This is a genomic window from Pseudomonas sp. F007 (assembly GCF_057814275.1).
In genome coordinates this window covers 1-12640 of the sequence record NZ_JBVATA010000001.1, presented here as the reverse complement: position 1 = coordinate 12640, position 12640 = coordinate 1, and the positions used below count along the sequence as shown (strand labels likewise).

At 61.0% G+C, this 12640-nt stretch carries 17 protein-coding genes; 7 read left to right on the top strand and 10 right to left on the bottom strand.

Translation table 11 applies throughout. From position 1 onward, the window contains the following. Positions 1–13: 13 nt before the first annotated feature. The 6 genes from ACZYR5_RS00085 to soxR form a co-directional block, all read right to left on the bottom strand. Complete coding sequence (locus tag ACZYR5_RS00085) at positions 14–589, bottom strand: DUF6162 family protein (protein ID WP_489088450.1); 576 nt, start codon at positions 587–589, stop codon at positions 14–16. Next, positions 586–933 carry a hypothetical protein gene (locus tag ACZYR5_RS00080; RefSeq protein ID WP_489088451.1) on the bottom strand — a complete coding sequence of 116 codons (348 nt, stop codon included), beginning with the start codon at positions 931–933 and terminating at the stop codon, positions 586–588. The genes ACZYR5_RS00085 and ACZYR5_RS00080 overlap by 4 nt, the downstream gene beginning before the upstream one ends. Beyond that, on the bottom strand, positions 930–1475 hold the full coding sequence (locus ACZYR5_RS00075; protein ID WP_489088452.1) for a thiamine pyrophosphate-binding protein: 546 nt from the start codon (positions 1473–1475) through the stop codon (positions 930–932). Before ACZYR5_RS00075 ends, ACZYR5_RS00080 begins: the two co-directional genes overlap by 4 nt. Further along, positions 1472–2683, bottom strand: a complete 1212-nt coding sequence (locus ACZYR5_RS00070) for a PepSY-associated TM helix domain-containing protein (RefSeq protein WP_489088453.1) — start codon at positions 2681–2683, stop codon at positions 1472–1474. The genes ACZYR5_RS00075 and ACZYR5_RS00070 overlap by 4 nt, the downstream gene beginning before the upstream one ends. A gap of 255 nt (positions 2684–2938) precedes the next feature. Continuing rightward, positions 2939–3397: a VOC family protein gene (locus ACZYR5_RS00065; RefSeq protein WP_489088454.1), complete on the bottom strand. Its 459-nt coding sequence runs from the start codon at positions 3395–3397 to the stop codon at positions 2939–2941. 140 nt (positions 3398–3537) lie between these two features. After that, entirely contained in the window at positions 3538–3996 is a 459-nt protein-coding gene (gene soxR, locus ACZYR5_RS00060; protein ID WP_489088455.1) for a redox-sensitive transcriptional activator SoxR, read from the bottom strand. A 92-nt stretch (positions 3997–4088) separates the two neighbouring features. Here soxR and ACZYR5_RS00055 point away from each other — a divergent pair, with 92 nt between their 5' ends. The 5 genes from ACZYR5_RS00055 to ACZYR5_RS00035 all read left to right on the top strand — a co-directional run bounded on the left by ACZYR5_RS00055 (position 4089) and on the right by ACZYR5_RS00035 (position 8795). Then, a complete protein-coding gene (locus ACZYR5_RS00055) occupies positions 4089–4454 on the top strand; it encodes an antibiotic biosynthesis monooxygenase (RefSeq protein ID WP_489088456.1) in 366 nt (121 codons plus the stop codon). Positions 4455–4570: 116 nt separating this feature from the next. Further along, positions 4571–4840 carry a hypothetical protein gene (locus ACZYR5_RS00050; RefSeq protein WP_489088457.1) on the top strand — a complete coding sequence of 90 codons (270 nt, stop codon included), beginning with the start codon at positions 4571–4573 and terminating at the stop codon, positions 4838–4840. 96 nt (positions 4841–4936) lie between these two features. After that, positions 4937–5551 carry a LysE family translocator gene (locus ACZYR5_RS00045; RefSeq protein ID WP_489088458.1) on the top strand — a complete coding sequence of 205 codons (615 nt, stop codon included), beginning with the start codon at positions 4937–4939 and terminating at the stop codon, positions 5549–5551. A 207-nt stretch (positions 5552–5758) separates the two neighbouring features. After that, complete coding sequence (locus tag ACZYR5_RS00040) at positions 5759–6928, top strand: aminotransferase class V-fold PLP-dependent enzyme (RefSeq protein ID WP_489088459.1); 1170 nt, start codon at positions 5759–5761, stop codon at positions 6926–6928. A gap of 58 nt (positions 6929–6986) precedes the next feature. Beyond that, positions 6987–8795, top strand: a complete 1809-nt coding sequence (locus tag ACZYR5_RS00035; RefSeq protein WP_489088460.1) for an aminopeptidase P family protein — start codon at positions 6987–6989, stop codon at positions 8793–8795. Positions 8796–8843: 48 nt separating this feature from the next. Here ACZYR5_RS00035 and ACZYR5_RS00030 read toward each other — a convergent pair whose 3' ends face one another. Together ACZYR5_RS00030 and ACZYR5_RS00025 are read right to left on the bottom strand one after the other, a co-directional pair. Continuing rightward, complete coding sequence (locus tag ACZYR5_RS00030; RefSeq protein ID WP_489088461.1) at positions 8844–9434, bottom strand: 2-hydroxychromene-2-carboxylate isomerase; 591 nt, start codon at positions 9432–9434, stop codon at positions 8844–8846. Positions 9435–9473: 39 nt separating this feature from the next. Beyond that, positions 9474–10214, bottom strand: a complete 741-nt coding sequence (locus ACZYR5_RS00025; RefSeq protein WP_489088462.1) for an SDR family oxidoreductase — start codon at positions 10212–10214, stop codon at positions 9474–9476. Between the two features lie 91 nt (positions 10215–10305). On the opposite strand from ACZYR5_RS00025, the gene ACZYR5_RS00020 reads away from it, so the two are divergent. Continuing rightward, a complete protein-coding gene (locus ACZYR5_RS00020; RefSeq protein WP_489088463.1) occupies positions 10306–10872 on the top strand; it encodes a TetR/AcrR family transcriptional regulator in 567 nt (188 codons plus the stop codon). Positions 10873–10875: 3 nt separating this feature from the next. Here the strand turns inward: ACZYR5_RS00020 and ACZYR5_RS00015 are convergent, their stop codons facing one another. Both ACZYR5_RS00015 and rhtA read right to left on the bottom strand, forming a co-directional pair. Continuing rightward, positions 10876–11157 carry a hypothetical protein gene (locus ACZYR5_RS00015; protein ID WP_489088464.1) on the bottom strand — a complete coding sequence of 94 codons (282 nt, stop codon included), beginning with the start codon at positions 11155–11157 and terminating at the stop codon, positions 10876–10878. Positions 11158–11321: 164 nt separating this feature from the next. After that, entirely contained in the window at positions 11322–12209 is an 888-nt protein-coding gene (gene rhtA, locus ACZYR5_RS00010) for a threonine/homoserine exporter RhtA (RefSeq protein ID WP_489088465.1), read from the bottom strand. Between rhtA and ACZYR5_RS00005 the strand changes: the two genes are divergently transcribed. After that, a complete protein-coding gene (locus ACZYR5_RS00005; RefSeq protein ID WP_489088488.1) occupies positions 12145–12522 on the top strand; it encodes a hypothetical protein in 378 nt (125 codons plus the stop codon). The two genes, rhtA and ACZYR5_RS00005, sit on opposite strands and share 65 nt — an antisense overlap. Positions 12523–12640: the final 118 nt, after the last annotated feature.

Here is a 12640-nt window from a genome sequence, read left to right as displayed (position 1 = left end):
ATGAGTGCGCAAATCAGTGTTTGTGCTGACGGGTGACACCGGCGTCGAATTGGGCGACGACCTGCTTCCAGCCTGCGCTGCTCAGCGCGCTGTCGGCCAGGTCGGTGGGGACGGGCAGGTCCTTGCTGCGGTTGAGCCAGATGTCCGGCTCCGCTTTGCCCTCGGCGTTCAGGCGCATCAGGAACGAGCCGGCCACTTCCGGGGCCTGGCTCTGGCCGAAGTAGGCGTCACTCTTGAGCAACTGCCAGGCATGGCCGCCACGGCTGACCGAGCTGGCGTCCTGGGCGAAGGGCGCGAAGCCTTCGTCGGCGAGGATTTGCGGGGTCGGTAAGGCCTGTTGTTCTTCGCGCAACAGCTGGATTTCGTCGAGGGTCACCCGCAGGTCGGCGTAAATACCCTGTTCAGCGGCGCTGAGGTCGCGGCGGGCATCCAGTTGATGGGCTTCGACGCTGCTGACCACCTGGGATTCGCCGCGCCAGAGTACGACCGAGCCGGCAACCGCGAGGATCGCCAGGCACAGCAGCAGGACATAGAGGGTTTCGTGGCCGGCACCGGCCGGGCGCACGAGCTGGGTGGTGGGGGTCGTCATGGGGCCTCGATATCCGCTTGGTCGATTTCGACCACGTGGCCGGGGCCGGCGTCGAACAGCACGTAGAACTCGCTGCCGGGTTTCTTGAAGGTCAGGGTCGAGTCCGCGCCGAGCTTGCCCGGGACCAGGATGGTTTCGTCATAGCCGATCACATCCAGGGTCACCCCCGGCGCGCCGCTGCCATCGGAGAAACCACCGGTGCAGCGAATCTGTTCGGCGTCGATCGCCTTGCACTCGCACATCGGGTTGTGGGCCAGCGCCTGTGCGCTGAAACCCGCGCCCAAGGCCAGGAACAGCGCGCTGCCGAGCAGGCGCAGGGGGGATTTGCGGCGGGCAACGGTCATGGTTTGCCTCCTTGTTTGTTCAGCCAGGCGAGGGTGGCGGGGGAAGCTTTGGCGAGCGGTACGGCGGCCTGGTGCATGCTGCCGTCCCAGCCTTCCATGGTGATCCAGATTTCGGCGTCGGCCTTGGTCTTCGGCGGGATTGGCAGGGTCGCGCCCATGCGATACGGCGAACCAAAGAAAATCACCCCGGCGGCGCGCAGGCTGCGGGGTTTGCCGATACGCAGGTAGGTGGCCTTGACCTCGTTGATACAGACCTGGCACAGCGCTGCGTTGAAGCTCTTCATGTAGCCCGCCGGCCCGGAGTTGAGCGGTGCTTCGTTGCGCAGCTCAGCCAGTTGCAGGCTCCAGGGGCCGACCTGGATTTCGCCGATTTCACGCTCGCCCAGGCCGCTGTCGCCGCGAAACAGCGCGACGTCGGCGAAGTACTTGGGCATGAACCCCAGGGGAATCAACAGCAGCAGGATGTTGATATGAAAACGATACTTGTGCCAAAGCTGGCTCAGGCGTGACGGTTGGGGTGCTGCGGCGCTGACCTTGCTCACAGGTTGCCCTCCGGCGAGTTGCTGTTCATGGCTGCAACCGGTTGTTCAACCTTGGCCGCACGGGGTGGCTTGTTGCTGCGTTTCAGGGCATTGGCGGTGGCCAGGGCGGTGCGCTTGGTCCAGATCAGCAGGCCGCTGAGGACCATCATGCTCAGCACCAGGCCGAAGAAGAACCAGATCATTTTGATCCACAGCCCGCCAAAGTCGCCGGTGTGCAGGGGGCGCATGGATTCAGTGACGAACTCCAGCCCGGTGCGGTCCGACAGCAGGCGCGAGGCATCGATCTCACCGTTGTAGGGGTTGATGGTGGCCGTCTGGAACATCAGCGGGTACCAGCCACGGCCACCCACATTCAAGTGGCTGTAGGCATTGCTCGGCAGGCTGACGAAGCTGGCCTCGAGGCCGGGGATTTTCTGCTGGGCGATGAGGATGGCGTTGTCCAGGTCGATGATTTTCGGCGGCGAACCGTCCGCCGAGACCGGCACGCTTTCACGGGCGACCACCGGGATCACCGGCTCGCTGGAGATCGAAATGTGGTTGTCGAACAGCAGCGCTTCGATCAGGAACCAGATGCCGGTAATGGAAATGACTGCAATGAACCAGATCGACCAGATCCCGCTCAGGCGATGGAAATCACCCCAGAAAATCCGCGCTCCATGGTTGAAGCGCAACGTCGGCTTGAAAAAGCCTTTCCAGAATTTCTTGTACACCACCAGGCCGGTGATCAGTGACACCAGCAGGGGAATGCCGAGGAACGACACCAGGTACCAGCCCCAGCTGAAACCGTTGGTAAAGGGCACCAGCCACCAGCCGTGCAAGGCGCGGGTGAAGGCTTCGAAGTTGAAGTCCGGGCTGATGCCCTGGATCACGCCGGTGTAGGGATTTACATAGACCGACACCGAACGGCCGTCCGGATAGCTCACGCTCGCGGTCAGGGCGAAGTGGGATTCATCCGAGCGGCTGATGGATTCGACGATGGTTTGCGGCTCAGCCTGGTTGATGGCGGTCAGCACCTGCTGGTAACTGAGCAATTCGGCATCATCGGACGGCTTGCTGGCGCGCACGTCCGGGTTGGCCAGCCAGACAATTTCCTGGCTGACCACCGCCAGGGTGCCGGTGACGCAGACGATCAGCACAAAGAACCAGATGGGCAATGCCAGCCAGCTGTGCACCAGAAACCACAGTTTGGAGCGGGATTTCTTCGACATGAATGAGGGTCTTGATTCGATGAGAGGAGCGGTGCGGGGGCACCGTGATTCCGAAAAAGCCGGCCGTAGCTTTTGCCTACGCGGCGGGCTGCATCTAGTTAAGACGAATGAGAATCAAAAATCCCGAACATCAAGTTGAAACTAAATGTTTCAAAGTGGCTGTTCAGGCGCTGGGAAGGGGCGTGGCGAGGTGCTGGGAAGCCCGGCCGGCCGGCAGTTGCGGGTCAAGGCCGGGCTTTGAGAAGCGCAATTGTATTATTGAGACTGGAACATTTCCTCGGCTCGCTTTTCGATCTGCTCCTGGGTCAAGTCTTCCTTGTGGGTGGCGAGAAACCACAGATGACCGTAGGGATCTTTCAGCGTGCCCGAGCGGTCGCCGTAGAACTGGTCCTTGACCTCGGAAACGATGACGCCGCCGGCATTGATCGCCTGTTGGTAGCTTTTATCCACATCCTCGACATAAAGGTGCAAGCCAACCGAGGGCGATGTATTCGGATTGCCCAAGGGGCCCTCATCGCACGGGGTTCCGAGCATGATGGGGAAGCCGCCGATGCGCAATTCGGCGTGGCCGACCGTTCCGTCCGGCATCGTCAGGCGCATGACTTCGGTCGCACCGAAGGCTTTCTTGTAGAAGTCGATGGCCTCGGCGGCCTTGGCAATGCCCAGATAGGGGGTGATGCAGTGAAAATCATCGGGAATGGGTTTGACGCTCATGACCGTTCTCCTTGTTGAGGGGGGATGAGGCAGTCCTTTGCCGAGTACAGTTCGAGTCACTATAGGCCAGTCACTCCCGCGCAACGATTGGCCCGACGGGGTGCGGAAATTGCCACTAGGGTGCCATCGCAGATCCCGGGTCAGGCCTCGGGCTTGAGCAACTGCGCCCCGGAGCCCTGCTCGCCCAGCACATCGGCGTAGTTGCGCAGCGGGCAGGCTTCCATCGACAGGCAGCCACAGCCGATGCAGCCGTTGAGCTTGCTGCGCAGCAGGGTCAGTTGGCGGATACGCTCATCCAGGTCGTTGCCCCACTGCTCCGACAGCAGCTTCCAGTCCGCAGCCGTCGGCGCGCGATGGTTGGGCAGGGACTTGAGCGCCTCGCCGATTTCCGCCAGGGGAATGCCCAGGCGCTGGGCGACCTTGATCAAGGCCACCCGGCGCAACACTTCCCGCGGGTAACGGCGCTGGTTGCCCTGGTTGCGATTGCTCTGGATCAGCCCCTTGGCCTCGTAGAAGTGCAGGGCGGTCACTGCTACGCCGCTGCGCTCGGCCAGTTGCCCGACACTCAACTCCTTGTGCAGGTTTTCCTGATTGATCATCACCGTTACCGCTTGACCTTGACTTAACTGGAGGTTTTATCCTGCCAGCCTTCAATTCGCAAGTTGCGACTGACGCGCCAGGGGGCATCCTCATGCAATCGCTAGAGAAAAATCGCAGTTTCACTCAATTGATCGAATTCGACGTCGAGCCCGATCAGCAGCACGGCCTGGTGCTGGCATTGTCGGCGCAGACCGAGCACCTGGCGCAGCACTGCCAGGGTTTTCTCAGTGCCAGCGTGCAGGCCAGCGATGATGGCCGGCGCGTACTCAATTATCTGCAGTGGCAATCGCGCGAAGCCGGCGAGGCGGCATTCCAGGGCATCGAGAGCGGCGAACAGGATTTCTGGCAACTGATTCGCGCTCACCAGGCCAAGGGCGTGACCTTTGGCAGTTTCCAGGTGCTGCGCAGCATCGAGCGCAGCCAGGACAATGCCTTGCACTGCAACCTGGTGAGCTGAAGGCGAGGACGATGACGAAAAGGTCGATAACGACTATCGAGCGCGATGATTTTTCTCCCGGGAGGGCCGCGAGTAGCCTGTGTCCATTGCCCAGCACCGCTCACAGGACCTCGCCGATGAACGCTTTTCTCGCCCTCTCGTTACTCTTGGTTGCCTCGGTGCTTGCCGGTTGCGCCAGTCACCCCGCACCCGAGCTGCGTCCCTACACCGCTGAGGAACAACGCGAGCTGGCGCTGGAAGCACTGAACCGTCGCGGACTGTCCTTTGACGAGTACCAGTTGAAAAAAGCCGAACTGCTCGGCCAGCCGCGCAACCGTTTCGGCTTTGATCGCCAAGGCGAGATGAATGCCGAGCGTGGCCTGGTGTTGCAGGGGCGTGCCAGCTGAGCGACTGTACCGCTCGAAGTTTTCTCCAACTGTGCGTGGGCGCCGCACAGCGGCTGGGATAGGGTCGATACCTGACTCATCTGCCGGAATTGCGCCATGACCCTCTCCCTCGATTTACTGCTGGGCTTCGCCCTGTTTGCCCTGGTGACATCGATCACCCCCGGGCCGAACAACACCATGTTGCTGGCCTCCGGCGTCAACTTCGGGTTCAGCCGAACCATCCCGCACATGCTGGGCATCACCTGCGGCTTTTTCATCCTGGTGCTGGCCGTCGGTTTTGGCCTGGGCGCGGTGTTTCAGGCCTATCCTGTGTTGTACAACGTGTTGCGCTTCGTCGGCGCGGCCTACCTGTTGTACCTGGCGTGGAAGATCGCCCATTCCGGGCCGGTCTCCGACTCAGGGGAGGGGCAGGGCAAACCTATCAGTTACCTCGGTGCGGCGGCCTTTCAGTGGGTCAATCCCAAGGCCTGGATCATGGCCATCGGCGCAATCAGCACCTACACCCCGCTGCAGGGCTACTTCACCAATGTGATGGTGATTGCGGCAGTATTTGCCCTGATCAACCTGCCCAGCGTCGGCGTCTGGGTGGTCTGTGGCAGTTTGCTGCGCAATGTCCTGCGCGATCGCCGCTGGCTGCGCTTGTTCAACTGGGGCATGGCGCTGCTGTTGGTGGCATCGCTGTATCCGATGCTGCACGAGAGCTTTGGCTGACGAGCGCTTCATCCCGGTGTGCGATGCCTGTTAAGCTCAACTTCAGGAGCGTTCCTACGCACTTTTAAATGAAGTTGTCTTTCTTTAACTGCATCCGATCAGGTATTGCTGGTTTCTTGCGTTAGTTTGCGCGCCACCTCGAGCGTGGCGCGGCGTGGATTCCCTTCGATGCCACTGATCCCGGAACCTGCTCTGCGAGCCTTATATATGAACAAGCGTCCTCTCTACTTCGACTACGCCGCCACGACTCCTGTGGACGAGCGGGTGATCCAGGTCATGGTTGAGTGCCTGGGGTTCAACGGTAACTTCGGCAACCCGGCGTCCAGTTCCCATGCGTTTGGCCAACAGGCTCGGCGTTCAGTCGAGTTGGCCCGCCAGCAAGTGGCCGAGCTGGTCGGAGCGCAGGCCCGGCAGATCGTCTGGACCTCCGGCGCCACCGAATCCAACAACCTGGCTCTCAAGGGCGTTGCACAGGCCCGTGCCCAGGTCGGTGGTCACATCGTCACCAGCCAGATCGAACACAAGGCCATCCTCGACACTGCCCGACAATTGCAGGACGCCGGTGTCGAGGTTACGCACCTGCTGCCGGACGCCGATGGCCTGATCACCGCGCAGGCAGTCAGCGAGGCGTTGCGTGAAGACACCTTCCTGGTCTCGGTGATGCTGGTCAACAACGAACTCGGCACGCTCAACGATATTCCGGCCATCGGTCAGACAGTCCGCGAGCACGGTGCGCTGTTCCACGTCGACGCGGCGCAGGGTGCTGGCAAAGTGGCGATCAACCTGGCCGAGTGGCCGGTGGACCTGATGTCGTTTTCCGCCCACAAGCTCTACGGTCCCAAGGGCATCGGCGCGCTGTATGTCGGACCCCGTGCGGAGCAGCGCCTGCAGGCGCAAATCCATGGCGGCGGGCACGAAGGCGGATTGCGCTCGGGCACCCTGGCCACCCATCAGATCGCGGCGATGGGCGCGGCTTTTGCTCTGGCGGCGGAACATTTTGCCGAGGAAGCGGCGACCATCGTCCGCTTGCGCAGCCGCTTGCTTGAACAACTCGGCACCATTGCAGGGTTCAGCCTCAATGGCAGCACCACCCAGCGCATTCCCCATACGTTGAGCCTGACCTTCAAGGAGGGCGAGTTCAATGCCCAGGCGCTGAGCGCGTCCATTGCATTCTCGGCGACCTCGGCCTGCAACTCGGCAAGCAACGCGCCTTCCCATGTGCTCTTGGCCCTGGGCCATGACGCGCGCACAGCCGGGCGCACCATCCGCCTGAGCCTGGGACGTTTCACCACCGAGCAGGATATCGATCAGGTCGCCCAACTGATCAAGGCCGCACTCGCCAGCCCACCGGCGTTCTGGGCCACCCCCCAACCCTGACGCGCCGGCCACGAGTCAGCGCCCGATAACACTATTGATGTGCTTAGCAGGAGACATGATGAGTACCCAGCCTTTGACCCAGGGAACAGTTCCCCAGCGCCTGGCGCAAACCCGCGAACTGATGAACCGGGAAGGCATTCATGCTTTGCTGGTGCCGTCGGCCGATCCGCATCTGTCGGAATACCTGCCGGGCTACTGGCAGGGACGTCAATGGTTGTCGGGCTTTCATGGTTCGGTCGGGACGCTGATTGTCACCCGTGACTTCGCCGGCGTCTGGGCTGACAGTCGGTACTGGGAGCAGGCGACCAAGGAGCTCAAGGGCAGCGGGATCGAACTGGTCAAGCTGCAACCCGGTCAGCCAGGCCCTCTGAACTGGCTGGCCGAGCAAACCCCCGAAGGCGGCGTGGTCGCGGTGGACGGTGCGGTGATGGCCGTGGCGTCGGCGCGCACCCTGGGCGGCAAGCTGCAGGAGCGCGGTGCTCGCTTGCGCACCGACATCGATCTGCTGAGCGAAGTCTGGAGCGATCGCCCGAGCCTGCCGGATCAGCCGATTTATCAGCATCTACCGCCACAGGCCACGGTCAGCCGTGGTGAAAAACTCGCCAAACTGCGCGAAACCCTGAAAGCGCGCGGTGCCGATTGGCACTTCATTGCCACACTCGACGACATCGCCTGGTTGTTCAACCTGCGCGGCGCTGACGTATCGTTCAACCCGGTGTTCGTGTCCTTTGCCCTGATCAGCCAGCAACAGGCAACCCTGTTTGTCGCCTTGAGCAAAGTCGATGGGGCGTTGCGCGCGGTCCTCGAACAGGACGGTGTAACCCTGCGCGATTACACCGAGGTGGCGCAGGCATTGGCCGCGGTGCCGAGCGGTGCAAGCCTGCACATCGATCCGGCGCGGGTCACTGCCGGGTTGCTGGCTCACGTCGGCAGCGGCGTGAACCTGGTCGAGGGGTTGAACCCGAGCACCTTGGCCAAGTCGCAGAAAAGCCTGGCCGATGCCGAGCATATCCGCCAGGCCATGGAGCAGGATGGCGCGGCGCTGTGCGAATTCTTCAGCTGGCTCGACGGTGCGTTGGGCCGTGAGCGCATCACCGAACTGACGATCGACAAGCACCTGACGGCAGCGCGGACCCGACGTCCGGGCTACGTTTCGCTGAGCTTCAACACCATTGCCGCCTACAACGCCAATGGCGCGATGCCGCATTACCACGCGACAGAAGAGGAACATGCGCTGATCGAGGGCGACGGCCTGCTGCTGATCGACTCCGGTGGCCAGTACCTGGGCGGCACGACCGACATCACCCGGATGGTCCCGATCGGCACGCCGACCGCGGAGCAGAAGCGCGATTGCACACGGGTGCTCAAAGGCGTGATTGCCTTGTCCCGGGCGCGCTTCCCGCGGGGCATCCTGTCGCCCTTGCTCGACTCGATCGCCCGCGCACCGCTCTGGGCCGAGAGCGTCGACTACGGGCATGGCACCGGTCATGGGGTCGGTTACTTCCTCAATGTGCACGAAGGCCCGCAGGTGATTGCCTATCAGGCCGCCCCGGCGCCGCAAACCGCCATGCAACCGGGGATGATTACCTCCATCGAGCCGGGCACCTATCGTCCTGGGCGTTGGGGCGTGCGGATCGAGAACCTGGTGCTGAACCGCGAAGCGGGGAGCAGCGAGTTTGGTGAGTTCCTCGAATTCGAAACCCTGACTCTGTGCCCGATCGACACCCGCTGCCTGGACACCACGCTGCTCACGTCGGACGAGCGCGACTGGTTCAACGGGTACCATGCCGAAGTTCGCCGGCGCCTGAGCCCGTTGCTGGAGGGCGCTGCCCTGCAGTGGTTGAACACTCGGACCGCCGCGATCTGACACCACGACACGCCATTGCCTGCGCGGGCAATGGCGCGTCGCCGCGCGCTAGCGCAATGCTTCTCGGACGAAGTCCAGTCGATCCTGGCCGAAATACAACTGGTCGTCGACGAACATGCTCGGCGCGCCAAACACTCCTCGTTGAATCGCTTCCTCGGTGCACGCCTTGAGGGCATTCTTGACTGCTTCATCAGCGGTCAGGGCCAGCACCGCCTGCGCATCGAAGCCGTGCTCGGCCAGCACTGCCGTCACCACAGCCGGATCATTGAGGTTCCTGCCGTCGACCCAGAGTGCGCGGAACAGGCAGTCGATAAAGTCCAGGAAGCGCTCGGGATGCTGCATCTGTATGCCGGTGACCGCGCGCATCAGCAGCAGGGTGTTGATCGGAAAGTGCGGGTTGAGCCGAAAGGCCACGCCGTAGCGGGTGGCGTAGCGACTCAGGTCGAGGAACATATAGCGCCCTTTGGCGGCGATGGTCGCGGGCGAGGCGTTACCGGTGGCCTTGAACACGCCTCCCAGTAACATCGGCCGATAAATCAGCTGGCTGTCGGTTTGTTCGCAGATCCCCGGTAGCTGGGTGTAGGCCAGGTAAGTCGCCGGACTGCCAAGGTCAAAGAAAAACTCTACGCTTTTGCTCATAGTCAACGCCCTCTGTTCTTTAATTAGGGGGAGAGAGGCTCACCAGCGTTCATTCCAGGGCCGCAGATCCAGTTCGAAGGTCCAGGCGTCCCGTGGCTGAGTGTGCAGGTACCAGTAGTTCTCGGCGATATGTTCGGGGTCGAGAATCCCGTCCTGGTCCTTGAGGGCGTATTTTTCCGGAAAACTCTGACGAATGAAGTCAGTATCGATGGCGCCGTCGACCACCACGTGGGCGACATGGATGTTCATTGGCCCCAACTCCCGCGCCATGCTTTGGGCCAGTGCGCGGATACCGTGCTTGGCGCCGGCAAACGCAGCGAAACCCGAGGCGCCGCGCAGCCCGGCAGTGGCCCCGGTAAAGAGGATGCTGCCGCGTTGGCGGGTGACCATGCGCCTGGCCACTTCGCGGGCATTGAGGAAGCCCGAGAAGCAGGCCATTTCCCAGATCTTGAAGTATTTGCGCGCGGTTTCTTCGAGGATGCTGCAGGGGACGTTGGCACCGATGTTGAACACCATGGCCTCGATCGGGCCGATCGCGGTTTCGATCTGTTCGATCAGGGCGACCACCTCTTCTTCGTTGCGCGCATCACAGGCAAAACCGTGGGCTTCTCCACCGCTGGCGTTGATCGTATCCACCAGCGGTTGAAGCTTGTCGGCGCGGCGCCGCGTGACACAGGCCACCAGGCCTTCGCGGGCAAAGCGCCGGGCAATCGCACCACCGGTGGCGTCGCCAGCACCGACAACCAGTACCACTTTCTTGTTGTTGATCGTTGTAGTCATCGTCATCGCTCTTTGGTAAACGGTCGTTAACTAAACGAACGTTATGCTACGCTCCTGGCTACGTCAAGGCGATGGAGTTCGGGAGCAGCCAATGCGTTACACAGCCACTCATAAACTGGAAACCAGGGAGAAACTGCTGGACAGCAGTTCGAGCTCAGCCAAGACCGCAGGCTTCGCGACGGTTGGAGTCGACGGTTTGATGAAGGCCATCGGTCTCAGTGGAGGGGCGTTCTACAGTCACTTTTCGTCGAAGGATGAACTGTTCGCGGCGATCGTCGAGCGTGAGTTGAGCGGGAGTCTTGCGCGCTTGACTGGCGAGGGCGAATTGAGCCGAGACAGGCTGGAGCGTTGCCTCAAGCATTATCTGAGCATGGCCCATGTCGAACAGCCTGGGACTGGCTGTGCATTACCGTCCTTGGGGGCGGAGATCGCTCGCGCCGATGCCCAGGTTCGCCAGCAGGCCGAGCAGTGGATCTGCCGATTGCAGGAGAATTGGGCGCGAATTCTGCAAAGCGACAGCCTGGCCTGGGCCATTCTGTCGCAATGCGTGGGAGCACTGGTGGTTGCGCGAATGTTGGCTAGCCCGCAGGTCCAGCAACAGGTGCTGCAATCGAGCTACAACGAGATCGGGCGGCAGATCGCCGGGCCCGAAGCTTGAGGGTTACTTACAGATGACAATCATGCTGCGACTGGTGTAGCCGGCAGGGTTCAGGCCGAAGGGGTAGTCACCGGGGTCCTCGACGCCGTCGCCAGACTTGGCGACTACCTTATACCCCTTGGGGCCGCAGGCCTTGACGGCGGTTGCGGTGCATTGGTCCCAGGAGGACGACAAGCCTGAGCAATTGATATGCAGGCCTTTCTTGCCGCGTTTGACTTCGGTCTTGGACGTTGCGGCGCATCCTGCGATGGCAAGTACAGCTATAAATACCAAAAATCGTTTCATTCCTTTCCCTATTGCGGTCTCGGGTCTGGCTGCCGAGCCTGAAAGCCTACGCTTTTGCTGTACGGGGTGTAAGTCCTTGACCGAACTGTCCATGTTTAACGTCGAGTGGCGGCTAAACATGGCTTAAACGCAGACTAAATGCCAGACCTTTGTAGGAATCTTTCTCAATCAGTCGCCACAATTGGCTTGGCTTCCCGGCCCATGGTCAGCGTTGCACCTACTGACGCAAGAATGATGCAGCTGATTGCCATCCATTGTGCGAAGGACAGGTATTCCTGCAGGAACAACAAGCCGGAGAGGGCAGCGATGGCGGGCTCGACACTCATCAAGGTGCCGAAAGTGCGAGCCGGCATGCGGGTGAGGGCAACCATCTCGAGGGTATAGGGCAGGGCAGTGGACAGAATGGCCACGCCCAGCGCGACGGGGATCACCGAGGGAGTCAACAGCGATGCGCCGGCATGTGCGATGCCGAAGGGGCTGACAAAGAGTGCGGCGATCATGACGCCGAGTGCTGCGGTTTGCACGCCATTGTCTGCACCCGCCTTCTGCCCAAAGAGAATGTACAGTGCCCAGCACACACCGGCGCCCAATGCATAGGCGGCGCCAGTCAAGTCCATGCTCGCGCTGGTTGCTCCTGTGGGTATCAGCAGCAACAGGCCAATGATCGCCAGGGCAATCCAGAGAAAGTCGATGGCCTTGCGCGACGCGTAGATCGCTACCGCCAAGGGGCCGGTGAACTCCAGTGCCACCGCGATGCCCAGTGGAATAGTTTGCAGCGACATATAGAAGAGCAGATTCATGCCGCCCAGCGCGATGCCGTAGATCGCGACTGTTCTCAACGACCTGGCAGTGAGTCTGGCCTTCCAGGGACGTAGCAACACAATCATGATCACACTGGCGAAGATCAGTCGCAGCGTGGTGGTCCCCTGTGCGCCAACCACCGGGAACATGCTCTTGGCCAGGGAGGCACCAGACTGGATCGACGCCATGGCTATCAATAGCAGACCAACCGGAAACAAGGTCGAGCTGAGGCTGCGGGGTTGTTCATTCATTGCGAGGAATCGTCCTGATAATGGTCGTATGAGCAAATGTGTAGACCATCATGCTCAAGTCGTGAGGGTTGAGCAATATACTGCGCATCTTTTATTGGTGTTGCCGTTTTTGGTCGATCTTTTGTCGGGTAATCAGCTTTCTTATAGAAAAACCAAATTAGCAGTTGACGGCAGATTTCATGTGTCTATAATTCGCCCCACTTCCGGCGCAGTCGAAACGGAAAACTCCTTGGTAAACAACGAGTTACGCAGTTTTCGGCAGTCAGTGTTTCAGGTCATCGAAGCACGAAGGAAGTTGAAAAAGAGGTGTTGACAGCAGCGTGTAACGCTGTAGAATTCGCCTCCCGCTGACGAGAGATCGAAAGCGCAAGTGGTTGAAGTTGTTAAGGATTCCTTGAAAACTTCTGAAAATAATCACTTGACAGCAAATG